The organism is Nonomuraea sp. NPDC052116, assembly GCF_040680035.1.
GTDB lineage: Bacteria > Actinomycetota > Actinomycetes > Streptosporangiales > Streptosporangiaceae > Nonomuraea > Nonomuraea angiospora_A.
The window spans coordinates 62,361-87,274 of sequence record NZ_JBFAWA010000042.1; the positions used below are offsets into that span (position 1 = coordinate 62,361).

The window sequence follows — 24,914 nt, forward strand, 5'->3', positions numbered from 1 at the left end:
CGCTTCGACACTTCGGAATTATCGAACTATCGTGTGCCGGAGCATCCGCCCCATGAGAGGGAGCAGCTTTGACCGCACACGAAAGCACGAACCGGACAGCGCTACTCACAGTGGCCTGCCTGGGCCAGTTCATGGTGCTGCTCGACAGCACGATCGTCGGCGCGGCGCTGCCCGACATGCAGCAGCGGCTGCACACCCAGCTGACCGGCCTGCAATGGATCGTCGACGCCTACGTGCTGCTGGTCGCCATGCTGCTGCTGTCCGGCGGCGTCTTCGCCGACCGCTTCGGCCGCAAGCGGGTGTTCCTGGCCGGCGTCGTGGTGTTCACGGTCGCGTCCGTGGTGTGCTCCGTCGCGCCCTCGATCGGCTGGCTGATCGCCGGCCGGGTGGTGCAGGGCATCGGGGCCGCGGCGCTGAGCCCCGCCTCGCTGGCCCTGCTCGCCGCCGCGTATCCCGTTCCGCAGGAACGGGTCAAGGCGATCGGGCTGTGGGCCGGATTCAGCGGGATCGGCCTGGCCGCCGGACCGTTGGCCGGCGGCATCCTGGTGGACGCCTTCGGCTGGCCCGCCATCTTCCTCGTCAACATGCCCATCGGCGCGATCCTGCTGCTGGTCGGGATGCGCGTCCTGAGCGAGTCCCGCAATCCGAACGCGCCGGCGATCGATCTCCCGGGGACGGTCCTGTCCGTGCTGGGCGTGGGGGCGCTGACCTTTGGGCTGATCGAGGGCGGCTCCCGTGGCTGGACCTCGCCGGTGATCCTGGGCACCTTCGCCGCCGCGGTGGCGATCCTCGCCGTCTTCGTCGTCGTCGAACGACGTGGCGCGACGCCGATGCTGCCGCTGCGGCTGTTCCGGCAGCGGCTGTTCACAGTGTCCAACACGGCGATGATCGTGGTGGGTTTCGCGCTGATGGGTTCGTCCTTCTTCTTCTCCCAGTTCTTCGTGTACGTCCAGGGCAGTTCGATTCTGCTGGCCGGCCTGCAGACCCTGCCCGCCTCGCTCGCCATGGTGATCGTCAGCCCGTTCGCGGGCCGGTTCGCGGCCAGACACGGCTTCCGGATCGTGGTCACCATCGGCCTGGCGCTGGCCGGGCTGGGGCTGCTGGCGCTGGGCTTCGTGCACGCGGACACCGGCTACGGGAACGTGTGGTGGCGGCTGGCCATCGTCGGCGTCGGGTTCGCCCTGACCATGTCCCCGCTGACCGGCGCCGCCATCCAGGCGGTCAGCCCGCAGGAGGGAGGCCTCGCCTCGGGCATCAGCAGCACCACCCGGCAGATTGGCGCGGTGCTCGGCGTGGCGGTGCTCGGAGCCGTCGTCCGCTCCCGGGAGGCCGGCGGCGCGTCCTTCGAGGCCGGCCTCGACAGTGCCTTCGTCGCGGCCGGCGTCGTCACCTTGGCCGGTGCCGTGTTCACCGGCTTGTGGCTGGTGAGGTCCAGGCCCGCGGAAGTCTCCGCGCCGCAGGCGCCCACCGTCACGACACCGTCCTGATGAGCCGTCAGCCGATCGCGGGACCCGCCGCATCAAGGCGGGCGACGAGCAGGCGTCCCTGCGCCACTTCCTCCGTGGTTGAGGTCAAGCGCGGACGAGGTTCTCGAAGTAGGCGGCGCTCTCCGCGTCCTCCGGGTAGTACGACTCGATCGCGACCTCGTCCAGCGTGATGTCCATCGGGGTGCCGAACGTCGTGGTGGTCGAGAACAGCCGCAGTTCCCGCCCGCCGAAGTTGAAGATCATCGGAATCACGACCTCGGACTCGATCGCGTGGCTCATGTCCTCGGAGCCGGGCGCCAGCAGCTCCTCGTAGAGCGCGGTGAGCTCGGGGTCGGGAGCGGTGGCGAGCTGACGCGCGATCCGGGTACGGAGCACCACGCGCATCTCGGCCAGATTGACGATCCGAGGGGCGAGCCCGCGCGGGTCCAGTCCCAGGCGCAGCATGTTGATCGGCGGCCGCAGCAGGTCGGGGGCGACGTCCGCGAGGAACGGGTCGAGAGCGCGGTTGGTCATCACGATGTTCCACCGGCGGTCGATGACCAGCGCCGGGTACGGCTCGTGCGCGCGGAGCACCCTCTCGACCGCGCCCCAGGCCGCCGACAGCGCGTCCCCGTCGAGCGGCCGCTCGACGTAGCGGGGTGCGAAGCCGGCGGCCAGCAACAGCCGGTTGCGCTCACGCAACGGCACCTCGAGCTGATCCGCGAGCCGGAGGATCATGTCTGCGCTCGGGTTGGACTTGCCGGTCTCCACCAGGCTGACGTGACGAGCCGAGACGTCGGCGGCGATCGCGAGATCGAGCTGGCTGATTCGCCGGCGATGCCGCCACTGCCGCAACATCTCCCCGACCGTGTACATGCCCGTCGATGTTACTCCTCGTGGCGCCGGACGCGATGAAATGCGAGTTCATCGACAACCCTGGGCAACGGCCGAAACACTGCCGCCATGACTACGCAGAACCTGACCACGGACAACAAGAGCATCGTCCAGCGGGCGCTGACGGCACTGGTCGCGACGGGCGACGTCGATGCGCTCGCGCCGTTGCTGAGCGAGGACTTCGTCCATCACCGGCCGGGTCCGACCTCGTCGACCAAGGCGGAATGGCTCGCCGCCGTACGCGCCGCGCTCGGCCCGCTCGCCGGCATGCAGGTCGAGATCCATCACGTGCTGGCCGAGGGTGAACATGTCGTGATGTACTCGCGGCGCCGGCTCCCTGATGCCGGGCCAGAGATCGCGGTCGTCGACATCTGGCGGTTGGACGACGGGCTGATCGCCGAGGCGTGGGAGATCATCGAGCCGGTGGCCCAGGTGGCCGCCAATCTGGTGTGGTGGGAGTCCGCCTGAGCGATCAGCGGCGGCGTAGCGACGGGTCGAGCAGGGAGGGCGGGGTGTCGTACTTCTCGTCCGGGGCCAGGTCGACGCCGGGTGCGACGATCGTGTCGATGGCGTCGAGCACGTCGGCGGAGAGCACCGTGTCGGCGGCGGCGAGGTGCGAGCGCAGGTGGTCCAGCGTGCGGGGGCCGATGATCGCGCTGGTCACGGCCGGGTGCGCGGTCACGAAACCGAGCGCGAGCTGGATCATCGTCAGCCCGGCCGCGTCGGCGACCTTCGCCAGTCGCTCGACCGCGTCGAGCCTGGCGCGGTTGGACGGGATGGCGGTGTCGAACCGCCGTGGCATGAACGCCGAGCGGTTGGTGGCGATCTCCCGGCCCTGCCGGATCGCGCCCGACAGCCAGCCCGAGGCCAGCGGGCTCCACACCAGCACGCCGAGCCCGTACTGCTCGGTCACGGGCAGGACGTGGCTCTCGATCCCGCGCTGCAGGATCGAGTAGCTGGGCTGCTCGGTGACGTAGCGGCTCAGGTGGTGTTCGCGGGCGGCCCATTGGGCCTGGACGACGCGGTGGGCGGGGAAGGTCGAGGAGCCGAAGTAGCGGATCTTCCCCGCGCGCTGCAGGTCGGTCAGGGCCGACAGCGTCTCCTCGTCGCCGGCCGTCGGGTCCCACCGGTGGATCTGGTAGAGATCGACGTGGTCGACGCCGAGGCGGCGCAGGCTGTTGTCCAGCTCGGTGACCAGCCAGCGGCGCGAGCCGCCCTGACGGTTGCGCTCCTCGCCCATCGGCAGGCCCGCCTTCGTGGCCAGCACGATGTCGTCGCGGCGGCCGGCGATGGCCTTGCCGACCATCTCTTCCGACTCGCCGTCGCTGTACATGTCGGCGGTGTCGATGAGGTTGATCCCGGCTTCGAGGGCGGCGTCGACGATGGCGGTGGCGTCGTCCTGGGTGGTGCGTCCGATCCTGCCGAAGTTCATCGCGCCGAGCACGAGGGAGCTGACCTGCACACCGGTACGGCCCAAGGTGCGGTACTGCATGACTCTGTTCCTCCCGATTTAAACGGAACCGTGTTCCGATAAAGATAGGGAATGTGGTTCCGTTTTGGCAACTTGCCTGTGCTGTGCATGCGGAACTGGTTTCCGGAAAGCGCGGTGTTGACCTTCCCCTAGGGTGAAGCCGCAGCATCGTCGGTACCGGCCACGGGGGCCGGGACGAGGAGGAATGGTGCGGCTGCTGACGATCGGGGCGTTCGCTCGGGCCGCGCGGTTGTCGCCGAAGGCCCTGCGGCTCTACGACCAGCTCGGGTTGCTGCGACCGGCCGCGGTGGACGGCGAGTCCGGATACCGGTTCTACGATCCGGGGCAGCTGGAGCGGGCCCGGTTGATCGCCTGGCTGCGGCGGCTGGGCATGCCGCTGGCGCGCATCCGGCGGGTGTGCGACCTGCCGGCGGGCGCGGCGGCCGAGGAGATCGCCGGCTACTGGGAGCAGGTGCTGGCCGAGACCGCCGCCCGTGGAGAGCTGGCCACGTTCCTCGTCGACTATCTGTCGGGGAGGGGAAGCACCGTGGAAGAGACGGCGACGATGCTGGGGATCCGTTACGCGGCCCGGTCGGAGTCGGGCCTGGTGCGTACGAGCAACCAGGACACCGCCTACGCCGGCCCCCGGTTGCTGGCGGTGGCCGACGGGGCCGGCGGCTCGGGCGGGGACCTGGCGAGCGCGGCGGCCGTCGACGCGCTCAAACCGCTGGAGACGCTGGCCGTACCGGCCGAGGACCTGCTCGGCGCGCTCGCCGAGGCGGTCGGAGAAGCCGACCGGGCCATCGGGGAGATCGCCGCCTCGACGCCGTCGGGTGAGGCGGTGACCACGTTGACCGCGCTGCTGTGGTCCGGGTCCCGGCTGGCGCTGGTGCACATCGGTGACACCCGGGCGTACCTGGTGCGGGACGGCGAGTTGTTCCAGATCACGCATGACCACACCTATGTGCAGGGGCTGGTCGACGAGGGCCGGCTGACCGTGGAGGAGGCGGCCTCGCATCCGCAGCGCGCGCTGCTCGCACGAGCGCTGACCGGCACGGGCGGGGCCCGGCCGGAACTGTCGCTGCACGCCGCCGCGGCCGGCGACCGGTACCTGCTGTGCTCCGACGGGCTGTCCACCGTCGTCCCGGCCGCATCGCTGCGCGCGGCGCTGACCGGGCCCGGCGCCCCCCAGCAGGTGCTCGACGAGTTGATGGCGCTGGCGTACGCCGCCGGCGCCCCCGACAACATCGCCTGCGTCGTCGCCGACGTGGTGAGCCTGGACGCCGATGGGGCCCGACGGTGATCACGTCAACGGCCCGGTCGCTCGGCGCCTACACCGTGGACCGCCGCCCGCTGGCCATCGCGGCCTACCGGCGCTTGTGGGTGTCATCGGCGGTTTGCGCCATTGGTGGTTCGTTCAGCGTGGTCGCCCTGCCGGCGCAGCTGTTCACGGTGACCGGCTCCTCGGCGGCCGTGGGCGTGGCGGGGGCGGTGTCGTTCGTCGCGCTGGTGGTGGCGGCGTTAGGGGTGGGCGCGCTCGCCGATGTCATGGACCGGCGAAAGGTGCTGCTGGCGGCCCACTGTGGCCTGGCGCTCACGTACGTGGCCTTCTGGGCGCAGGCCGTACTGGGCGGACGTTTCGTCCCCGTCCTGATGGTGCTGGTCGCCTGCCAGGGACTGTCCTTCGCCGCGATCATGACCACGATGGGCGCCGTGGTGCCCCGCCTGGTCCCGGTCGAGCTCCTGCCGGCGGCCAACAGCCTCAGCTCCCTGACCCGTTACGCCGGGTCGATTCTCGGGCCGGTGCTGGCCGGCGGCTTGATACCGGTGGTCGGGCTCGGCGCGCTGTACCTGTTCGACGCCGTCGCGCTGCTGGCCGTCGTGTGGGCGGTCGTCAAGCTCCCGCCGCTGCCGCCCCGGCCTCACCCGGCCCCGCAGCGCCGGTCGGCGGCCGGGTTCCGGTATCTGGCGGCCAGCCGGCTGCTGGTGGCGGTGCTCCTGGTGGACCTCGCGGCGATGGTCTTCGGCATGCCGACGGCGCTGTTCCCGGAGCTCGCCCAGCAGACCTACGGCGGGCCCGCGGGAGGCGGCCTGGAGCTGGGGTTGCTGTACGCCGCCTATCCGGCCGGGGTGGTCACGGCCGGGCTGCTGTCGGGCACGTTCACCCGGGCCCGACGCCACGGCGCGCTCATGGCGGCGGCCGCCGCGGCCTGGGGCGTCACCGTGGTGCTCCTCGGGCTGGCCGCCCAGCTGTGGCTCGCCCTGGTGGCACTCGTCCTCGGCGGTGCGGTCAACTTCGTGCTGAGCACCTTCCGCAACGCCATCACACAGGCGCACACCCACGACTCCATGCGCGGCCGGATCCAGGGCTCGCTCACCGTCGTCCTCTTCGGCGGCCCGCACCTCGCGAACCTGCTGCACGGGGCCGCCACCTCGATCCTCGATCACCGGCTGGTGATCTGCGCCGGCGGGCTGCTCACCACGGTGACGGTGGCCGCGGTCGCATGGGCACTGCCGGAGCTGCGGAACTACACCTCCGGCCCCTGAGAGGCGACCGAGACGACGTGGCGGACGGACGACGGGTCGTCGATGAGGTCGAGCATGCAGTGGGCCACGTCGGCGCGGGTGGTGCTGAGCCCTCCTCTGATGTTGAGGTCCCGTGCGGTCCGGTACTGACCGGGCCGCTCGGTGTCGAGCAGGCGGGAGGGGCGCACGATCGTCCAGTCCAGGTCGGAGGCGCGCAGCAGCTCCTCGGCCTGGGCCAGGTCGGTGTAGGAGTGGCGGAACAGGCGTTGCACGATGAGCGGCTTGAGTACGTACCGCGTGAAAACGCCGTCGCCCGCGTCGGCGACCAGGCCGCTGGCGCTGACCAGCAGCATGCGGCGGGCCTGCGCCTGGGTCATGGCCTGGATGATCGAGGTGGTGCTGGCGCTGTGGACGGTGGTGGGGCCGCGATCGCGCGTGCCCATCGCGGACAGCACGGCCCCGCAGCCCTTGACCGCCGGGACGATGGCGTCGGGGTTCATCACGTCGGCCTCGACGACGTCCAGCAGCCCGCGCAGTTCGGCGGGCAGCCGGGACGCGTCGCGTACGACGGCGGTGACCTCGTGGCCGAGACCGAGGGCCTGACGCAGGAGCTGCAGGCCGATGCCGCCGGTCGCGCCGAAGATCGCGAGCCTCATCAGTGTCGCCCCTCTAGGTTTGTGAGTATTCACTCACCCTACCTCGCGGGGACGGACCAGGCGAAGACCATGCCCGCATCCCAGGGGCTTTGATCTCCCGGGCCGCCGGGTGATAAAAGGTTGATTGGTGCGATTCCAAGGTGCGGCGGTGACAGCCCGCCGGTTCTGCCGGTTCCGGCGGGACGACTCGGTGCGACTCCGGGCCACGCGGTGACACCCCGCCACCTCTCGGGCCTGTCCGGCCCCTGGTTCCTGCTGTCGAGAGGTGGTGTCGCATGTTCACCGGAAATATCCAAGAAATCGGCACGGTGGTGGCCGTCGACGAGGCGCGCATCGCGGTCAGCGCCCCCGGGGCCGCCGCCGGCGCGCCGGGTTCGATCTGCTTGAACGGCGTGGGTCTGACCGTTCTCCGGACCGCGCACGAGACGCAGCCGCTGGAGGCCGGGCTGTCGGCGGAGACCCGGCGCAGATCGACCCTCGACCAGATCAGGCCGGGCACGCGGGTCAACGTGGAGACCCCGTTGACGCTGGGCGACCCGCTCGCCGGTCACCTGGTCCAGGGCAACGTGGACGCCGTGGGCAAGATCGTGCGGATCGATGACGAGGGGATCGCACGGCGCTTGTGGATCAAGCCGCCCGAGCGCTTCCTCTCACTGGTCGTCGCGAAGGGGCAGATCGCGGTCGACGGCGTCAGCCTGACCGTCGCCGAGGTGGCCCGCGACCGGTTCTCGGTGGCGCTGATCCCGCTGACGCTGCGGGCCACCACGCTGTCGGAGCTGTCCGTCGGCGATCGGGTGAACCTGGAGCCCGACCTGGTCGTCCGCCTGGCCCGCCGCCTGCCCGACCCGGCGAAGTCGGTGACCGAGGTGGTCGCGGCGCTTCCCTGGGCCGGACGGCTCTCGGGCGCGCGCGGCGTGCAGCAGGCGCTCACGCAACTCGCCGCCGGAGGAGCCGTGGTGCTCTGGGACCCCGAGCGGGAGGGCGAAGGCGACGTGGTGTTCGCGGGGGCCCGGCTGCGCCCGGAGGCGTTCACGTTCCTGCTCACCCAGGTGTGCGGCCATCCGACCGTGCCCTGCGCGCCCGAGATCCTCGACCGGCTGGAGATCGGCCCCGTCCCCGGCCCCGGCGACCGGCACGGCACCCGCCCGCACATCCCCGTGGACCTGACCTCCGGGACCGGCACCGGAGTGTCGGCCGCCGAACGCGCCGCGACCGTGCGCCGCCTGGCCCATCCGGACGCCAGGCCGGCCGACTTCCTGCGGCCGGGACACGTCTTCCCGCTCGCCGCCCGCCCCGGCGGGCTGGCCGAACGCGCCGGACACACCGAGGCCACCGTGGCCATGTGCGTGGCGGCCGGGCTGCCGCCCATCGGGGTGTGCTGCGAGGTCATGAACCCCGACGGCACCATGGCCGGCGCCGCCGACCTGGAGATCGCCGCCCTGCGCTGGGGCCTGCCCCTGCTGGACGTGGCCGACCTCGGGAAGCACCTGTGACCGCCAATCCGTACGAGTCGATCGGGCTCGGCTACTCCCACCACCGCCGCCCCGACCCCCGGATCGCCGGCCTGATCGACCAGGCCTTGGGCCCGGCCCGAACGGTGGTCAACGTGGGCGCCGGGACCGGCTCCTACGAGCCGCGCGGCCGGCGGGTCACCGCCGTGGAGCCGTCCACGGTGATGATCGAGCAGCGTCCCCCTGGTTCCGCGACGGTCGTCCAGGGCTATGCCGAGTCCCTGCCCTTTCCCGACCGGTCGTTCGACGCCGCGATGGCGATCCTCACCGTCCACCACTGGACCGACGCGGCCGCGGGCCTCGCCGAGCTGCGCAGGGTGTCCGCCCGGCAGGTCGTCCTCACCTGGGATCCCGCCGTCACGGCACGATTCTGGCTGGTCGCGGAGTACCTCCCGGAGATCGCCGCAGCCGACGCCCGGCTTGCCGCCCTCGAGGTCGTCGAGGCCCACCTCGGGCGTGACGGCACGCCGGTGACCGTCGTCCCGGTCCCGGTGCCGGCCGACTGCACCGACGGGTTCCTGGGCGCGTACTGGCGACGGCCGCACTGCTATCTCGACCCGCAGGTCCGCGCCGCCGTCTCCGCGCTGGCGACCCTCGACCAGGAGCGGGTCGAGCGCGCGATGCGGCGCGTCGCCGCCGACCTCGCGACCGGGCGCTGGCACGAACGCCACCGGGCTCTCCTCGATGCCGACACCCTCGACCTCGGCTACCGCCTGGTGACAACCGCCGCCTGATGGTGCTCGGCGCTCAGGGCCGGACAGCCGTCGGGGCGCACGAGCACCAGAGCGTCGCCGGTGATGCCGTAGGCATCCGCCGCGTGGCCGTCGTGGTCGGCGAGCGGGCCGTTCCAGGCGACCGAGACGGCCGCGATCGAGGGCCGGCTCGCATGTCCGAACCCCAGGAGGCCCCCGGTCAGGTCCGCTTGCGGCGCACCGCCGCTGCCTTGATCGCCGCTGAAGTCCGGAGAGTGTCCGGTTACTGACCTGGTCAGGCGCGTTTCCGTAAGCCAAAATCAGTGCGGTGTTTCGCCCCTGATCATCGACACCGACTGGCGGCCGAGCTTCGGGAAGATCACAAAGCACTTGGAGGTGCAGCGATGGACACATCCGCGTATGTGAAGGCGGTCGTCGAGCAGACGAGCACGTTTGCCGATTGGGTGCACGGCAGGGATGCGGCGGCCCCGGTGCCGACCTGTCCGAAATGGACGCTGGCCGATCTTGTCGACCATGTCGGCGGGACACAGCGTATGGTGGCCATGCTCGTGAGTGAGCAGATGACCGATCCGAGCAAGGCGTTCGCCGGCTACGTTCCGGGTCCGACCGATTCGGGCCAGTGGCGCGCCTGGCTGAACGACGGCGCGGCCGAGGCGAGACAGGCGTTCGCATCGGCCGCCGATGACACGCCGGTGTGGGATCCGTCGGGCGACGCCGCAGGCGTGCCGTTCTGGTCACGTCGGCTGTTCGGCGAGGCTTGCGTGCATCGCGCGGACGCGGCTGCGGCGCTCGGCATGCGGTACGAGTTGGCGCCGGAGCTTGCCGTTGCGGCCATCGAGGACTGGCTGGACACGATGGCGTCCCGCGGCTATTGGGAGAACAGGGCGGGCTTCGCCGATGCGATGCGCGGGGAGGGTCAGACTCTGCTTTTCCACGCAACCGACGCGCCTGGGGAGTGGGTGGCACGCCGGGAACCGGACAAGGTCGTGCTGGAGCGCACGCACACCAAGGCAGACGTCGTGGTACGCGGCCCGGCCGCCGAGCTCCTGCTCGTGATCAGCAGGCGTCGCCCGCTGGATGCGGCTCCCACGCTGGAATTGCAGGGGGATCGGGCGCTGCTCGACCACTGGATCGAACACATGGACTGGGTCACCAACGGCTGACCAACCCCGAGCCGGGGCCTGCTCCTCGAAGTCACGGTAAATGTCCACTGGGATGATCTGTCGAGCACAAGCCCCGTGGGAGGCGGAGGGTGGCGACGGCGCCGCCGCCGGGGGTGTTGGCCAGGGTCAGGTCGGCGCCGATGACCTGGGCCTGGCCCAGCGCGATCGTCAGCCCGAGCCCGTGGCCACGGCCGCGTTCGGCGGCGCCCGTGCGGAAGCGGCTCGGGCCGTCGGCGAGGAGCTCAGGAGGGAAGCCCGGTCCCCGGTCGCGGACCTCGATCACGTGGTCGCGGACCGTGATCTCCACCGGGGGCGCACCGTGGCGCTGGGCGTTGAGGACGAGGTTGGCGAGGATGCGGTCCAGGCGGCGCGGGTCGGTCTCGGCCACCGGATTCCCCGACGCCGTCACGCGGGTCTCGACCCCTGCCCGGGCCGCGGACTCCTCGGCCACCTCGGCCAGCGGCACCCGTACGCGCTCGGCGACCTCGGCGCCCGTGTCCAGCCTGGAGACCTCCAGCAGGTCCTCCACCAGCGAGCGCAGCACCCGGACCCGGTCGCGTACCAGATCGGTGGCCTCGCTCTCCTCCAGCAGCTCGACCGCGGCGACCAGGCCCATCAGCGGGGTCCGCAGGTCGTGGGCGACATCGGCGGTGAAGCGCTGCTCGGCCAGCAGCCGGTGCTGCAGGCTCGCCGCCATGGAGTCCACGGCGGCGGAGATGCCGGCGATCTCGTCGCGCCCGCCCCACCGGGAGAGGCCCCGGCGGTCCGTGGCGACGCGGGCGTCCAGGTCGCCGTCCGCGATCCTGCGGGCGGTGGCGGCGACCCGGCGCAGGCGCCGGTTGGCCAGCTCGGCAATGCCCATCGAGACCGGCAGCACCACGGCGAGCGCGGTCAGGGCGGCCCGGACCATGGCTCGGTCGAGGGCACTCAGCCCGCGCATGTCCGAGGTCATGTCGATCTTCGGGGCGGCCACGAGCCCATCGCCCACCGGCCGTGCCGCCCACATCCACCGCTCTTCGGCCCGCAGGTCGTCGTACCAGGTGGCGGGCGACTCGACGGCCAGCCGCGCGCGCAGGGGCGGGGGCAGCTCGTCCGCACTCATGATCGACTCGGTGTACGGGACCAGTCCCTCCTCGGGAGGAGCGTCCCTGCGGTGCTTGTCGGCGACCTCCGCGGCCGACACCAGCGCCCGCTCCTCGCCCAGCCGCATCGTGCGCTCGAGCGTCGTGCGGTGGACCAGGATCCCGACCACGGTCACGATCGCGCAGCAGGCCAGCGTGATCAGTGCCGCCAGCTTCCAGCGCAGCGAGCCCAGCATCACGACCTGCGCAGCTTGTAGCCGAACCCGCGCACCGTCTCGATCCGGTCCGTGCCGATCTTCCTGCGCAGCCGCTGCACGCAGAGGTCGACCACGCGGCTGTCGCCGTCCCAGCCGTAGTCCCACACGTTACGCAGCAGCGTGGCGCGCTCCAGCACGATCCCCGGATTGGCGGCGAACTCCAGCAGCAGGCGCAGCTCGGTCGGCGCCAGCTCGACCAGCCGCCCGGCGAGCCGTACCTCCAGCGCGGCCGGGTCCACCGTCAGCTCCCCGAACGTCAGCACGCCCGATGAAGGGGCAGGAGCAGTGGTACGGCGCAGCAGCGACCTGATCCGGGCCACCAGCACCGGGATGTCGACCGGTTTGACCACATAGTCGTCGGCACCGGCCTCCAGGCCCGACACCACGTCCAGCGAGTCGCCGCGCGCCGACATCATCAGGATCGGCACCTGGCTGGACTCCCTGACCCTGCGGCACAGGCCGATGCCGTCCAGGCCGGGCAGCATCACATCCAGCAGCAGGAGGTCGTGGCCGCCCGCCCGGGCCGCCTCCAGGCCGCTCAGCCCGTCGGCGACGGTGGTCATCCGGTAGCCGTAGCGTTCCAGGGCCAGGCCGAGCGACTCACGGATCACCGTGTCATCTTCGACGAGCAGCAGGGATGTCATGAAAGGGCACCATATCTAGCGAAGTGCGTTGACCGGTTCCATGCGAGCGGCGCGCAGGGCCGGGTAGAGGCCCGCGAGCAGCCCGACGACGGCACCGGCGGCAGGCGCCATGAGGGCCAGCCGTACGTCCATGACCGGCGTCCACTGCTTGACGGCGCAGACCGCGACGATCACGACGATCCCTACCGAAGCGCCGATGACGCCGCCGGTCAGGCCGGTGAGGGTGGACTCCAGCAGGAACTGCGCGGCGATGTGGCGGCGGGCGGCGCCGAGGGCGCGGCGCAGGCCGATCTCGGCGACGCGCTCCATCACGGTCACCAGCGTGACGTTGGCGATGCCGACCGCGCCGACCACCAGGGAGACCAGCCCGAGGATCAGGAAGAGGGCGTCGACGTCGCCTTCCACCGCATCGCGGGCCCTGGTGGGGCTGGGCGGCGAGCCGACCTGGAGGAGTGCCTCGTTGCCGGGGCTGAGCGCGGCCGGGGCCTGCCTGGCGATCAGTTCCGCGGCGCCGAGACCGGTGTTGATCAGGACCCGGGTCACGGTGCTCAGGCCGTAGCGCCTGCCGACGGACGGCGGCAGCATGACCGCGCTCGCGAGGCTCTTCTCGCGTCGCAGGTCGCCGAGGACGCCGATGACGGTGTACGCCTGCGTGCCGATGAAGACGGCCGGAGCCCGGGTCAGCCGGGTGATGCCCAGCAGCTCGGCCGCGTGCCGGCCCAGCACGACGACCTCGTCCCCGCGGGCGATGTGCCCGGCGTCGAAGTAGCGGCCCTCGATCATCCTGCCTTTGACCGCGGCGGGCAGGTCAGGGCCGCTGGAGACCACGGTCAGGGTCTGGTCGGTGACCCGGGTGGGGTCCACGATGTCGTTGGAGCGGACGCTGAGGTTGGCGCTCTGCTTCGACTCGGCGAGGGCGGCGGCGGAGACCACCCCGCGCAGCCTGGTCACCCGGCCGATGTCGGCCCAGTCGACCAGGGGGAACGGGTTCTCCGGGACCTCGACCGTGACGGAGGTGGCGGTGAGCTCGTCGAAGCGGCCGACGATCTGGTTGCCCGCCGTCGCGGCGACGCCCAGGGTGACCACGAGCGTGGTGATGCCCAGCACGGTACCCAGCGTGGTCAGCGCCGAGCGCACCGGGCGGGCCAGCAGCCCCGCCACGGCCTCGTTCAGCAGGTCGCGAGGGTGCACGTCTACTCCTCCGTGAGGACGCCGTCGGTGATGCGCACCCGGCGCGCGGCCCGGTCGCTCACGTCGGTCTCGTGAGTGATGACCACGATGGTCATCCCCTGGGCGCGCAGCTCGTCGAACAGGTCGAGCACGGCGTCGGTGTTCCTGCTGTCGAGGTTGCCGGTGGGTTCGTCGCACAGCAGCAGCGACGGTTCGCCCATGAGGGCGCGGGCGATGGCGGCGCGCTGCCGCTCACCGCCGGACAGCCTGCCGGGCAGGAAGTCCACCCGGTGCGACAGCCGTACCCGCTCCAGGGCCCGCAGCGCGCGTTGCCGCCGCCCCGCGCGCGGTGCCGCGCCGTAGACCTCGGCCAGCATGACGTTCTCCAGCACGCTGCGGTGCGGCAACAGGTGGAAGGACTGGAAGACGAAGCCGATCCGGCTGCCGCGGATGGTGGTCCGCGCGCCGTCCTTCAGGGTGGTGGTCTCGATGCCGTCGAGCCGGTAGCTGCCGCTGGTCGGCCGGTCGAGGAGGCCGAGCGTGTTGAGCAGCGTGGACTTCCCGGACCCCGAGGGGCCAATTATGGCGACATAGTCCGATTTTTCAACTCTTAGGGTGACGGCGGAGAGCGCTCTGACGGGAGGGTCGGCGGGGAACTCCTTGGTCAGGCCGTCGAGCAGGATGACCGGCTCAGGCACTGTTGATCACCACCAGGTCGCCCGGCCTGAGCTCGCCGGTCACCTCCACGGCTCCGTCGGCGGACAGGCCCGTGCGTACCTCGACCTCCTTGGTCCGGTCGGGGGCGATCTCCACCTGCACCCGGGCCCGGCCGTCCGCGGCGGTGACGACCGCCGCGGCGGGGACCACGAGCACTTCCCGGTCGGTGGCGCCGATGGTCACGCGAACCGTGACGGGCGCGCCGGCGAGCTTCTTGAGGCCCTTCATCGACGTGGGGGTGATCGTCACCGGCACGGCGCCCTTCGCGTCGCGTCCGCCGAGGGAGGTCACCGTGCCGGGGACGGTCTTGCCGGCCTCGGTCTCGATGCTCGCGTTCAGGCCGGGTTTCACCCGCTCGGCCTCGGCCACGTCCACCGAGCCCGAGACCACGAACGAGGCGCTGGTCACCGTGGCGAACGACTTGTCCACCAGTTCGCCCGCCTTGACGGCCGGCTTGTGCAGGCGGGCGGGCAGCCTGGGCAGGAAGACGACCTCTCCCGGCGGGACGGTGACGCCGTAGGTGCGGGAGAACTCGGCCAGCAGCGCCCGTGCCGCGGCCAGGTCACGCTGGGCGTTGGCCACCTTCAGCTTGACGGGCGAGAGCTGCCTGGCCTGCCGGAGCGCCTGCTCGGCGGTGGCGACCGCCTCGCGCGCCAGCCGGACGTTCTTCCCCAGCTCGGTCAGCCGCGCGGCCCGCGTGATCCCGGCCTCCTTCAGTACGCGCTCCAGCGCCGACCTGGCGGCGGCCAGATCCGCTCGGGCGTTGGCGACCCGGAGTTCGAGCAGGCGGGTGTCGGCGGGCGGCCCGGCCGTGGCACTCACCGTGGAGCTGGGCTCAGGAGTGGGCGTCGCGGTGGCCTGGGCGAGCTCCTGCTGGGCCGTCAGCAGCTTCTCCTCGGCTGCCCGTACGGCGCTCTCGGCGGCCTCGACCTTGGCCTCGTCGTCGGTGGTGCGGTCCTGCGCCCGCGCGTTCCCGAGCGCCTGTTCGGCCTCCTTGAGATCCTGCCGGGCGTCGGCGAGCTTGAGTTTCAGCGGGAGCACGTCCTTGCCCTGGTCAAGGGCCAGGCGCTCGGTCGCGAGCACCTCCTGGGCGGTCCGTACGGCCCGGCGCAGGTCGTCGCGCTTCTGCCGGAGCTCCAAGGTGGGCTGCTGCGCCTCATAGCCCTTCTTGGCGTAGAAACGTGACACCGCGGCGACGGTCGCCCGGTCGAACACGCCGGTCGCGGGCGCGCGGTGACCGAGCCTGCGCAGCGCCTTCTGCAACTGCTCGACATCGGCCCCCTTGGCGCCGGAGACGATGCTGCGGTGCATCGGCACCGTGCCGGAGAAGACGAACACCGGGCGCCCGTTCACCTCCATCATCACCGCGCCCTCCGCCAGGGTGCCCCGCCGGGGAGCGCGGGTCGCGCGCTGGGTGGTTTCGCCGCCGCCCACCACCCCGGCCAGCGACACCGGATACGGCGAGCCGTACTCCAGCGCGCCGCTGACGACGACGGTGGCGACCAGCTTGCGCCGCTCGACCGCGACGGTGACCAGCGACGGTCTGGGCGGCTTGCGCGCCGCCGCCTCGTCGGCCGGGGAGCGCAGCAGGGCGGCCACTCCCCAGCCGGTCCCCGCGACCGCCAGGACCACGGCCGGCACGAGCAGCAGCTTTCCGCGAGGGGTGCGCATCACCGCTCTTGGAACCCGTACTTCACCCTGGCCTCGTTGGTGAGCCGCTTCTGCAGGGGGATGAAGGCGGCGTAGAAGTCCTTGCCGCATTCCAGGTCGACCAGCGCTGACTTGATCTCCCTGGCGAGGTACGGCCTGGCGGCCTCCGCCGTGACGGTGCCCGCCTTGCCGAGCCGGTCGGCCTGCTCACTCCACAGCACCACGCCGCGGCCGCTCAGCGCGACCGGCTTCTCGGAGGTCACCCGCTCGCCCTTGGACTTCAGGCACTCGGCGAACGGCGCGGCGAGCTCCAGCAGCTTGGGGTCGCCGTCGAGAGTCTTGTCGATGTTCTCGATCTCCGTGGCCATCTGGTCCTGGTAGTCGGCGACCGAGGTGGCTTTGAGGCCGTTCACCTGCCGGAGGGCGGTGACCCGGCACTCGTTCAGGGTCTTGAGGTAGGCGTCCCGCCTGGCACCGGAGAGGCCGTCGATCGTCGCCTGGTTGGGGTCCGGGGCCTGTGTCTCCGGCGGCTTCGGATAGACGACGGCGGAGAAGACGCCGAAGCCGTTCTTGCCGCGCTCGGCCTTCATCGCCGCGTAGTCAGCGGGGTTCGCCGCGGACTTCCTGGGCGGGCTGACCGAGGGGGTGTAGGTGAAACCCTTCTGCTTCATGCAGGTGGCGATGACGGTCTCGCGCTCGCGGGCCTTGTCCGTCGTGGCACCGCCACCGCCACCGCCGTCGGCCGCGGGGGCCGGGTCTCCCCCGCAGCCGGTCAGCACCGCCAGACCGAGCAGGCCACACATCAGCACACGCATCGGGGACTCCTTCCCGGTGACTCACGCCGCCCTTCGCGACGCCGTGGCCACCTTGGAGCCCTCTCCCGGCCGATCTGTATTGGCCGGGTATCCGCGCGTGCTCAGCCGTGTATCCGCCGCGTATCAACGCTCCGGTTCGGGGGCGTAGAAAGCGGTGGTGGCGGCGACGGCGGCGGCGACCTCGTCGGGCTCGCCGCCCGCGGCCAGGTGGGCCTCGCCCCAGGCCCGGCTGCTCTCGGTGATGTAGCGCCGCCCCTCGCTGGTCTCGTGGAACGTGGCCTCGTCGACCCCTGTGTCGCCACCCGTCGACAGGTGCAGGGCCAGGCCCAGCAGCGACAGGTCCCAGCCCACGCCGGTCGCGCCCGGCCCGAACCGCCCCCAGAACTCCGGCGGCACCTCGGCGCTGTGGCGCAGCTCGAACAGGGTGCCGCCGTCCTGGGCGGACAGGTGCACCTCGACCTCGGAGAAGCCGGGGTTCTCGCCGAACAGCCAGCTGACCTTCAGCAGGCTGGGCGGCTCGCAGCGCAGGATCTCCCCGCCCGCGTTGCCCTGGAGCTGGTACGTCCCCCCGACCCGGAGGTCCCCGCTCACCGGCAGGAACCAGCGGGACAGGCGCCCGGCGTCGGTGCAGGCGTCCCAGACGTCCTCGACCTCGGCGTCGTAGTGCCGTCGCAGCACCACGCTCTTGACGTCGCCGTCCTTCACCTCGCGCTGCGCCTTGAGCAGCTCGTCCACGATATCCATCAGGTGTCCTTTTCGTTCATGCGGCGCTCGCGCTTGCCGCGGGCCAGCTCCGTCGCCAGCGCGTCCAGTCGTTGGGTCCAGAAGCCGCGAAATCGCTCCAGCCAGAGATCGACCTCCTGCAGCGGCCCCGGCTCGACGGCGTAGAGCCGCCGGGTGCCCTGGGCTCGTACGCTGGCGAAGCCGTTGTCGCGCAGCACCCGCAGGTGCTGGGAGACGGCCGGTTGGGAGATGCCGAACTCGCGCTGGATGACGCCGGTGAGCTCTCCCGAGCTCTGCTCACCGGCGGCCAGCAGCTCCAGGATCCGCCGCCGGACCGGATCGCCGAGGACGTCGAATGCGTGCACGACCTGATTGTTCAGGACGGGCTTATATAAGTCAAACCTGGGATATGCCTTCGCTCAGTCGTCCAGGCCGCGGGCGCTCAGGGCCTCGCCGAGCGCGTCGGCGTGCCGGAGGGAGCCGACCACCAGCGGCACGGCGAAGGCCCGGAAGCTGCGTTCGACACCCCTGGCCCGCTGGGCCTCCCTGACGCGGGTGGCCAGCGCGGCCACGACGGGCACGCTGCGTACCGTCAGCGACAGCAGCAACGACAGCCGGAACGGGTCCAGACCCACGAACCTGGCCGGCGACAGGCAGCGCTCCAGCGCCGACATCATGGCCGAGGTGCGGGTGGTGAGCGTGACCAGCCCGGCCAGCGCGACCGCGAGGACCACGCGCAGCGTCGTGGACACCGCCCCCGGCAGGTCCACGAGCACCCACTGCATCCCGAACAACCCCACCGCGAACCACCGCACCGGCCTGACCTGCGCCCACGCCGCCGCCACGCCGACCCCGGACAGCGCGTACAGACCGGCCGCCACGACCGCCGCGCCGGCCAGCGCGATCGGCGAGCTCAGCAGCACCAGACCCGTGCACGCCAGCGCCAGCCCCGCCAGCTTGGCGCCGGCCGGGAGCCGGTGCAGCGGCGAGGAGCCGGGGACGTAGGCGCCGGTGAGGCCGTTCACGACATGATCTTCCGGTAGTGGGTGATGGCCTCGTCGGGGGTGCCGTCGGCGACGACGCGGCCCTGGTCGAGCACCAGGACGCGGTCGAAGTCGGCCAGCAGCGGCAGGTCGTGGCTGACCACCAGCACCTGTTGCGGCAGCTCGCGCAGCAGGTCGGCGACCTGGCGGGAGTGGCGCAGGTCCAGCAGTGTGGTCGGCTCGTCCATGACGAGGATGTCCGGTTCGAGCACCATGACCGAGCACAGGGCGAGCAGCTGCTTCTGGCCTCCCGACAGGTGGTGGGCGGGATGGTCGGCGTGCCCGGCCAGGCCGTACCGGCTGAGCACGTCGTGCACGCGCCGCTCGACCTCCTCGCGCGCCAGGCCCTTGCGGCGCAGGGAGAAGGCCACGTCCTCGGCCACGGTGGGCATCACGATCTGCGCGTCCGGGTCGGTGAACAGGAATCCGACGCCCCGCCTGATCTTGGCGGCGTGGCGGCGGGTGTCGAGGCCGAGCACGGTGATGCTGCCCGAGGTCGGCAGGGCCAGGCCGTTGATCAGGCGGGCGAAGGTGCTCTTGCCCGAGCCGTTGGCGCCGACCACGCCGATCCGCCGCTCGGGCAGGGCGGCGGTGACGCCGTTGAGGACGTCGCGGGCGCCGAGGCGTACGCGCACGTCGGCGAACTCGATCACGCCCGCGCTCCGTCCCGGCCGGTGCCGACCACCTCGAACAGGGCGGCCACGCCGAGCCCGCCGCCCACCGCGGCCGCCGCCAGGCCCAGCGTCCCCGGCGGGGCGCCCGCGCGCACGAGGCGGCCGAACAGCCGGGTCACCACGACCGCGCCGGTGGCGCCCCAGGGATGCCCCAGGGCCAGCGCACCGCCGTCGGCGCACACCCGATCGTCGTCCAGGGCGTCGATCCCGAGCGCGTCGGTGACGGCCAGCACCTGCGCCGCGAACGCCTCCACGATCTCCACCGCCGCGACCTGTTCCAACTCCACCCCCGCACGCGCCAGCACCCGCCGCACCGCCGGCACCGGACCCCACCCGGGCAGCTCGGGATCGCACCCGACGACGGACCCGGCCACCAGCCGCATCCCCGGCAGGCCCGCGCGCAGCCGCTCGGGCACGATGGCCACGGCCGCGGCGCCGTCGCTGACCGGGGAGGAATTACCGGCCGTCACTGTACCGTCCGCCACGAAGGCCGCGGGCAACCGGGCCAGCGACGCCGCCCGCAGCGGCCGGGGCCGCTGGTCGTCGCGGCGCTCGCCGATCGGGACGATCTCCTCCTTGAACCGGCCCGCCTCGCGCGCGGCCAGCGCCCTCGCGTGGCTGCGGCAGGCGTAGGCGTCCTGGCGCGCCCGGCTGACGCCGCGCGCCGCCGCCAGCGCCTCGGCGGCCGGCCCCATGTCGGGGTCGGGGTGGCCGTGCGGCGCGAAGGGCGCCCTGGGATACGGCTCCGTCGAACCCCGATGGGTACGCAGCGGCGCGGTCGAGGCGCTCTCCGCCCCTCCCGCGATCACCAGGTCCATCTCCCCCGCCCGGACGGCCTGGCCGGCCACCAGGATCGCGGCCAGCCCGCTGCCGCACTGCCGGTCCACCGTCAGGCCGGGCACCTCGTGCCCCAGGCCCGCCGCCAGGGCCGACACCCTGGCCACGTTCCCGCCGGGCCCCATGCAGTTGCCCAGCACCACGTCGTCCACCCGCCGCCCGGCCAGCTCGCGCGCCACGGCGGCGATCACGGGCGCGGCCAGCCGATCGACCGTCACGCCCTTGAACGCGTGCCCGGCCGTCCCGATGGGGGTGCGCCGGGCCGCCACGACGACCGGATCGTCCCCGAGGGTCCGGGTCGCGGCTTCGTGGCGCGGATCGGAGTCGCGCATGTCAGATCAGCCGCCGGATGTCGGGGTCGCCGCCCGCCAGCCGGGCCGCGACCAGGGCTCGGGCGGGCTTGCCCGTCTGGGTGCGGGGCAGGCTCGGCACCGCGTACCAGCGGCGTGGCCGTTGCGCCTCGTCCAGGCCGCCCCTGGCCGTCGCCTCCAGCAGCGCGCGCGGCGGCGGCATGGCGCACTCGGCCTCGATGACCGCCGTGACCACCGCACCCAGCGACGGATGCGGCGAGCCGATCACGACGATGTCCCCCACACCGGGCACCTTCCTGAGCACCTCCTCGACGTCCTCGGGCACGACGGTGGCGCCCCCGGTCTGGATCGCGCCGTCACCACGGCCGCGTACCCGCAGCACCTCTCCTACCCGGTACGGCTCCGCCACGTCGCCCACGCTCGCCCAACCGTCGGCGTCCCGGCGCAACGGGCCCGCCGCGTCGCCCAGATATCCGTCGGCCAGCCACGGCGACCGCGCCCACACCTCGCCGAGCCCGCCCTCGGACCTGACCTCGATCTCCACGCCCGGAAAAGGGCGCAGCCCGCCCCCGTCGGCGTCGACCGCCACGAACGACAGCTCCGTCGCCCCGTAATAGGACACGACCCGGATCCCCGCCCGGGCGGCCGCCGCCCGGGTGCCGGGGTCGAGGGCCGCGCCGCCGACGACGGCCACGCGCAGCGCCCCCGGGTGCTCCAGCACGTCGGGCAGCCGGTGCGGCACCAGGTGCACGACCGTGGCCCTGGCCAGCAGGCCGGGCAGCGTGCGGGAGGGCCGGCGGCCGGGAAGGAGGGCCGTCGCGCCGGTGGCCAGGGTGTGGACGGCGGCGAAGGCGTACAGGCTGGAGAGGAGGGGGCCCGGGATCAGCACGACGTCGTCCGGGCCGATCCCGGCCAGCTCGCCGAGGTGCCGGAACGACTCCGTCCACGACGCGCGGGTGCGCACGATCGCGCGCGGCCGGCCGGTGCTGCCCGAGCTGAAGCACGCCCACGCCCGGTCCCCGGGCTCCGGATCGTGCCGCACCGCCGGACCCGCCGCCCCGGGCAGCGGCGCGTCCACGAGGAAGCCGGGCCCGGCCGCGGCGGCGACGCTCGACCACCGCTCCCGGCCCCAGACGGGGTCGCCCACCAGCGGCGTCGCGCCCGCCAGGTCGGCCGCGAGCACGGCGGTGAGCAGCTCGACCGGGTCCGCCAGGCCGATCGAGACCAGCGCGCCCGGGCCGATCCCGCGGCCGAGCAGGTGGCGGGCGGCGCCGTGGATCCGTTCGGCGAACTGGGCGTAGGTGAACTCGACGGAGGGGCCGCACACCGCCGGGTGCGAAGGGCGTTCGGCGGCGTGCCGCATCACGTGTTGTGCTACGGGCATCGAGCGGTCAACGCCCCTCGCCGGAGCGCAGCCGTTCGCGGTGCACGGCCGGGACCGCGTCCGGGTAGGCCCGCTGCGTGCCCCTGGCCACGCCGGACGCCAGCACCACCTTGATCAGGTCGCCGGGCAGGAAGACGAGGCTGGACACCGCCGTCGCGCCCAGGGACACCCCGGTGACGAGCGACTGGACGGGGATGCCGAACAGGTAGACCACCCCGATCCCGCCCACCAGGCACGCCACCATCAGCGGGAAGATCCCCGGGTTGCGGCCCGCGCGCTCGACGAGCCAGCCGGTCACCGCCGCGCCCGGGATCCAGCCGATCAGGTATCCGGCCGACGGCATGGCGAACACGGCGAGCCCGCCCCGCCCGCCCGCCAGCAGCGGCAGGCCGACGGCGACCAGCACGAGCAGCACCACGACGGCCAGCGCGGCCCGCCACGTGCCGAGGATCGCCCCCGCCAGCATCACGCCGAGGGTCTGTAGCGTGATCGGGACCGCGTTGCCGAACAGGTTGAACGAGCCGGGCACGCCCAGCACCGCGATCAGCGCCGCGAACACGGCCACCCGCGCCAGGTCGCCCGTGGGGAACCTGCGCCGCTTCGATGCATCCATCATGGGGACGATCCCACACCAGAACCGCACCCTTCAGGCATGGAGGGATCCCACAACTTTCCGGGTGTTCCTCTGCGAACGATCGATACCTTCTCCACAACTACGGTCAGGCCGCCAGGCGGAGGGCCCGGGCCACGTCGGAGGCGGACGAGGAGGTCTCCGTCGAGGAGTAGCCGCCGCGCAGGGAGGCGTCCAGGTCCTTCAGGCCGTTGCCGCTGAGCGTGATCACGATCCGCAGGCCCGGCTCCAGCAGGCCCCGCTCGTGCCGGTCGAGCAGGCCCGCGACGCCGGCCGCCGAGGCGGGCTCGGCGAAGACGCCGTCGCGGCGGGCCAGCAGCCGGTACGCGGCGAAGATCTGCTCGTCGGTCACCGCCTCGATCAGCCCGCCGGACTCGTCGCGGGCGGCCACGGCGCCGTCCCAGGTGGCCGGGTTGCCCACGCTGATCGCGCTGGCCGCCGTCTGCGGAGCCGCCACGGGAGCGCCGTGGACGAGCGGGGCCGCCCCGGCCGCCTGGAAGCCCCACATGCGCGGCAGCCGCCCGGCCAGGCCGGCGCCGTGGTAGTTGCGGTAGCCGCCCCAGGTGGCGGTGATGTTGCCGCCGTTGCCGACCGGCAGGCAGTGCACGTCGGGCGCCTCGCCGAGGGCGTCCACGATCTCGTAGGCGACCGTGCGCTGCCCGGCCAGGCGCAGCTCGTTGCCGACCGAGTTGACCAGCGCGATCGGGTGGTGGGCGGCCAGCTCGCGGGCCACGCGCAGGCAGTCGTCGAAGTTGCCGTCGATCTCGACGATCTCGGCGCCGTAGCGTACGGCCTGGCTCAGCTTGCCGAGCGCGATCCGTCCCTTGGGGACCAGCACGGCGGCCGTCACCCCGGCGCGGGCGGCGTAGGCGGCGGCCGAGGCGCTGGTGTTGCCGGTGGAGGCGCAGATGACGGCCTGTGCCCCGGCCTCGGCGGCCTTGCTGATCGCCACCGTCATCCCGCGGTCCTTGAACGAGCCCGTCGGGTTGGCGCCCTCGACCTTCAGCCAGACCTCGCAGCCGGTGAGCTCCGACAGGTGCGCGGAGCGCAGGAGCGGGGTGTTGCCCTCGTTGAGCGAGATGGAGGGGGTGTCGGCGGTGACCGGCAGCCAGCGCCGGTAGTCGCTGTCGATCAGGCCATGCCAGGTTCTCATGCCCGCACCGTAACATTCGTTTCGCAAACCTGGGTAGCCGGTGTTGATGTAACATTTGTCATTGTGGAGAACGATCCGGTGGCCGACCGCCTCAGCGCCGTCTATCCCGAGCTGCCGCCCGGGGAGCGGGCGATCGTGCGGGTGCTGCTCGACGACTATCCGTTCGCGGCGCTGGGTTCGCTGCGGGCGCTGGCCGAGCGCGCCGGGGTGAGCCCGCCAACGGCTTCGCGGCTGTTCGACCGGCTGGGGTACGGCGGGTTCGCCGACTTCCAGGCCGCGGTGCGTGACGGGGCGCGGGGGCGGTCGCGGCTGCTGGAGTTCGTCTCGCGCGCGCCCGACTCCCCCGCCGCCAGTCCCGAGCTGCGACAGGCCGCCGAGGACCTGCGCGCGGGGCTGGACGGCACGCTCGCCGCCGCCACGGACCCGCTCCTCGACGCGTCCGCGGCCCTGCTCGCCGAGGCCAGGACCGTGTGGGCACTGGGCGGGCCGCTGAGCGAGCTGGCCGCCGAATACCTGATCCGCCAGTTGGCCAGCCTGCGGCCCGGCGCGCACCGGGTGCCCGACTCCGTGCCGGCCCGGGCGCGTACCGTGCTGGATCTGAAGGGGTCCGACCTGGTGGTGGCGTACGACTTCCGGCGCTACTCCTCCGGCACCGCCCGCTTCGTCAAGGCCGCGCGCGCCCGGGGAGCCCGGCTGGTGCTCGTCACCGACGCGTGGGAGTCGCCGCTGGCCGCCGAGGCGGAGGTGCTGATCAGGCTGCCGCGCGAGGCCGCCGGGCCGATCGCGCCGCTCGCCCACGAGATCGCCGTCACCGAGCTGCTGCTCGTCGCCACGGCCGCCCGCCTGGCCCCCACCGAGCGGCTGGCCGACCTCGACGCGCTCACCCGGACGCTGTGAGCTTCTTGTAGAAGAAGCTGCAGTCCTGGAGCGTGCCGTCCGGGGATCCGGCGTAGTCGGGGACGATGCCGTAGCGGGTCCAGCCGCCCGTGCGGTAGACGTGCTCGGCGGTGCTGCCCGGTCTCGGTGTCCAGGAGCAGCAGGTACGCGCCGGCGTCGAGGGCGGCCTGCTCGGCGGCGGCCAGCAGAGCGCGTGACAGGCCCCGGCCGCGGGCTTCGCGGTGGACCATCAGCTTGACGATCTCGGCGCGGTGGCGGGCGTTCGGCTTGCTCGCCAGGGCGAGGCTGACGGTGCCAGTGACGGGGCCGGTGACGGTGCTCCCGTCGCGGCACACCCACACCAGGAGGCTGCCGTCGGCCACCGCCGGAGCCTGGGACCGCCACCAGGCGGCGGCCTCCTCGTGGCCGAACGGCGCGAGAAAGCCCACGGACGCGCCACTGTCCACGGCGTCGACCAGCAGGCCGGCCAGCTCCTTGACGTCGGCGTCGAAGCCGTCGGCGGTCAGGCGCTCGATGGCGGGCATGG

25 protein-coding genes and 1 pseudogene are annotated in these 24,914 nt (G+C 72.6%); 8 read left to right on the forward strand and 18 right to left on the reverse strand.

Annotated features, from left to right (window positions below; genetic code table 11):
- Window positions 1–68: 68 nt before the first annotated feature.
- A complete protein-coding gene (locus tag AB0L65_RS52035; RefSeq protein WP_364262864.1) occupies window positions 69–1,487 on the forward strand; it encodes a DHA2 family efflux MFS transporter permease subunit in 1,419 nt (472 codons plus the stop codon).
- 84 nt (window positions 1,488–1,571) lie between these two features.
- Here AB0L65_RS52035 and AB0L65_RS52040 read toward each other — a convergent pair whose 3' ends face one another.
- Window positions 1,572–2,342 (reverse strand): helix-turn-helix transcriptional regulator, encoded by a 771-nt coding sequence (locus AB0L65_RS52040; protein WP_364262867.1) that lies wholly within the window; start codon window positions 2,340–2,342, stop codon window positions 1,572–1,574.
- Between the two features lie 87 nt (window positions 2,343–2,429).
- Between AB0L65_RS52040 and AB0L65_RS52045 the strand changes: the two genes are divergently transcribed.
- Window positions 2,430–2,828: a nuclear transport factor 2 family protein gene (locus AB0L65_RS52045; RefSeq protein ID WP_364262870.1), complete on the forward strand. Its 399-nt coding sequence runs from the start codon at window positions 2,430–2,432 to the stop codon at window positions 2,826–2,828.
- A 4-nt stretch (window positions 2,829–2,832) separates the two neighbouring features.
- On the opposite strand, the gene AB0L65_RS52050 is transcribed toward AB0L65_RS52045, so the two are convergent.
- A complete protein-coding gene (locus tag AB0L65_RS52050) occupies window positions 2,833–3,852 on the reverse strand; it encodes an aldo/keto reductase (protein WP_364262873.1) in 1,020 nt (339 codons plus the stop codon).
- Between the two features lie 184 nt (window positions 3,853–4,036).
- On the opposite strand from AB0L65_RS52050, the gene AB0L65_RS52055 reads away from it, so the two are divergent.
- Window positions 4,037–5,134, forward strand: coding sequence for a MerR family transcriptional regulator (locus tag AB0L65_RS52055; RefSeq protein WP_364262876.1), 1,098 nt, complete (start codon window positions 4,037–4,039; stop codon window positions 5,132–5,134).
- The gene (locus AB0L65_RS52060; RefSeq protein WP_364262879.1) at window positions 5,131–6,378 is read left to right on the forward strand and encodes an MFS transporter; all 1,248 of its coding nucleotides are present in this window, start codon (window positions 5,131–5,133) and stop codon (window positions 6,376–6,378) included. The genes AB0L65_RS52055 and AB0L65_RS52060 overlap by 4 nt, the downstream gene beginning before the upstream one ends.
- Here AB0L65_RS52060 and AB0L65_RS52065 read toward each other — a convergent pair.
- Complete coding sequence (locus tag AB0L65_RS52065) at window positions 6,360–7,013, reverse strand: SDR family oxidoreductase (protein WP_364262882.1); 654 nt, start codon at window positions 7,011–7,013, stop codon at window positions 6,360–6,362. The two genes, AB0L65_RS52060 and AB0L65_RS52065, sit on opposite strands and share 19 nt — an antisense overlap.
- Window positions 7,014–7,288: 275 nt before the next feature.
- Between AB0L65_RS52065 and AB0L65_RS52070 the strand changes: the two genes are divergently transcribed.
- The 3 genes from AB0L65_RS52070 to AB0L65_RS52080 all read left to right on the forward strand — a co-directional run bounded on the left by AB0L65_RS52070 (window position 7,289) and on the right by AB0L65_RS52080 (window position 10,400).
- On the forward strand, window positions 7,289–8,506 hold the full coding sequence (locus tag AB0L65_RS52070) for a riboflavin synthase (protein WP_364262885.1): 1,218 nt from the start codon (window positions 7,289–7,291) through the stop codon (window positions 8,504–8,506).
- Window positions 8,503–9,258 carry a class I SAM-dependent methyltransferase gene (locus tag AB0L65_RS52075; RefSeq protein ID WP_364262888.1) on the forward strand — a complete coding sequence of 252 codons (756 nt, stop codon included), beginning with the start codon at window positions 8,503–8,505 and terminating at the stop codon, window positions 9,256–9,258. The genes AB0L65_RS52070 and AB0L65_RS52075 overlap by 4 nt, the downstream gene beginning before the upstream one ends.
- Window positions 9,259–9,620: 362 nt before the next feature.
- Complete coding sequence (locus AB0L65_RS52080; protein ID WP_364262891.1) at window positions 9,621–10,400, forward strand: maleylpyruvate isomerase family mycothiol-dependent enzyme; 780 nt, start codon at window positions 9,621–9,623, stop codon at window positions 10,398–10,400.
- 31 nt (window positions 10,401–10,431) lie between these two features.
- Here AB0L65_RS52080 and AB0L65_RS52085 read toward each other — a convergent pair whose 3' ends face one another.
- From AB0L65_RS52085 to thrC, 14 genes are all read right to left on the reverse strand, one after another.
- Window positions 10,432–11,718 carry a HAMP domain-containing sensor histidine kinase gene (locus tag AB0L65_RS52085; RefSeq protein WP_364263041.1) on the reverse strand — a complete coding sequence of 429 codons (1,287 nt, stop codon included), beginning with the start codon at window positions 11,716–11,718 and terminating at the stop codon, window positions 10,432–10,434.
- Window positions 11,718–12,383, reverse strand: coding sequence for a two-component system response regulator CseB (gene cseB, locus AB0L65_RS52090; RefSeq protein WP_364262894.1), 666 nt, complete (start codon window positions 12,381–12,383; stop codon window positions 11,718–11,720). The genes AB0L65_RS52085 and cseB overlap by 1 nt, the downstream gene beginning before the upstream one ends.
- Before the next feature lie 15 nt (window positions 12,384–12,398).
- The gene (locus tag AB0L65_RS52095) at window positions 12,399–13,574 is read right to left on the reverse strand and encodes an ABC transporter permease (RefSeq protein WP_364262897.1); all 1,176 of its coding nucleotides are present in this window, start codon (window positions 13,572–13,574) and stop codon (window positions 12,399–12,401) included.
- Between the two features lie 2 nt (window positions 13,575–13,576).
- Window positions 13,577–14,251, reverse strand: a complete 675-nt coding sequence (locus tag AB0L65_RS52100) for an ABC transporter ATP-binding protein (protein ID WP_364262900.1) — start codon at window positions 14,249–14,251, stop codon at window positions 13,577–13,579.
- Complete coding sequence (locus AB0L65_RS52105; protein ID WP_364262903.1) at window positions 14,244–15,941, reverse strand: peptidoglycan-binding protein; 1,698 nt, start codon at window positions 15,939–15,941, stop codon at window positions 14,244–14,246. Before AB0L65_RS52105 ends, AB0L65_RS52100 begins: the two co-directional genes overlap by 8 nt.
- The gene (locus AB0L65_RS52110; protein WP_364262906.1) at window positions 15,941–16,735 is read right to left on the reverse strand and encodes a hypothetical protein; all 795 of its coding nucleotides are present in this window, start codon (window positions 16,733–16,735) and stop codon (window positions 15,941–15,943) included. Before AB0L65_RS52110 ends, AB0L65_RS52105 begins: the two co-directional genes overlap by 1 nt.
- Before the next feature lie 123 nt (window positions 16,736–16,858).
- Window positions 16,859–17,479, reverse strand: a complete 621-nt coding sequence (locus AB0L65_RS52115) for an SRPBCC family protein (protein WP_364262908.1) — start codon at window positions 17,477–17,479, stop codon at window positions 16,859–16,861.
- On the reverse strand, window positions 17,479–17,823 hold the full coding sequence (locus AB0L65_RS52120) for a metalloregulator ArsR/SmtB family transcription factor (RefSeq protein WP_192784068.1): 345 nt from the start codon (window positions 17,821–17,823) through the stop codon (window positions 17,479–17,481). The genes AB0L65_RS52115 and AB0L65_RS52120 overlap by 1 nt, the downstream gene beginning before the upstream one ends.
- 54 nt (window positions 17,824–17,877) lie before the next feature.
- A complete protein-coding gene (locus AB0L65_RS52125; RefSeq protein ID WP_364262911.1) occupies window positions 17,878–18,483 on the reverse strand; it encodes an energy-coupling factor transporter transmembrane protein EcfT in 606 nt (201 codons plus the stop codon).
- Window positions 18,480–19,154 carry an ABC transporter ATP-binding protein gene (locus AB0L65_RS52130; RefSeq protein WP_364262914.1) on the reverse strand — a complete coding sequence of 225 codons (675 nt, stop codon included), beginning with the start codon at window positions 19,152–19,154 and terminating at the stop codon, window positions 18,480–18,482. Before AB0L65_RS52130 ends, AB0L65_RS52125 begins: the two co-directional genes overlap by 4 nt.
- Window positions 19,151–20,344, reverse strand: a complete 1,194-nt coding sequence (locus AB0L65_RS52135) for a thiolase family protein (protein ID WP_364262917.1) — start codon at window positions 20,342–20,344, stop codon at window positions 19,151–19,153. The genes AB0L65_RS52130 and AB0L65_RS52135 overlap by 4 nt, the downstream gene beginning before the upstream one ends.
- Before the next feature lies 1 nt (window position 20,345).
- A complete protein-coding gene (locus AB0L65_RS52140; RefSeq protein ID WP_364262920.1) occupies window positions 20,346–21,707 on the reverse strand; it encodes an AMP-binding protein in 1,362 nt (453 codons plus the stop codon).
- Window positions 21,708–21,714: 7 nt separating this feature from the next.
- Window positions 21,715–22,323: a biotin transporter BioY gene (locus AB0L65_RS52145; RefSeq protein ID WP_364262923.1), complete on the reverse strand. Its 609-nt coding sequence runs from the start codon at window positions 22,321–22,323 to the stop codon at window positions 21,715–21,717.
- Between the two features lie 103 nt (window positions 22,324–22,426).
- Window positions 22,427–23,491 carry a threonine synthase gene (gene thrC, locus AB0L65_RS52150; RefSeq protein ID WP_364262926.1) on the reverse strand — a complete coding sequence of 355 codons (1,065 nt, stop codon included), beginning with the start codon at window positions 23,489–23,491 and terminating at the stop codon, window positions 22,427–22,429.
- 63 nt (window positions 23,492–23,554) lie between these two features.
- On the opposite strand from thrC, the gene AB0L65_RS52155 reads away from it, so the two are divergent.
- Complete coding sequence (locus AB0L65_RS52155; protein WP_364262929.1) at window positions 23,555–24,388, forward strand: MurR/RpiR family transcriptional regulator; 834 nt, start codon at window positions 23,555–23,557, stop codon at window positions 24,386–24,388.
- A 161-nt stretch (window positions 24,389–24,549) separates the two neighbouring features.
- Here the strand turns inward: AB0L65_RS52155 and AB0L65_RS52160 are convergent.
- Window positions 24,550–24,912, reverse strand: a pseudogene (locus AB0L65_RS52160) (GNAT family N-acetyltransferase); the annotation flags it as partial.
- Window positions 24,913–24,914 lie beyond the last annotated feature (2 nt).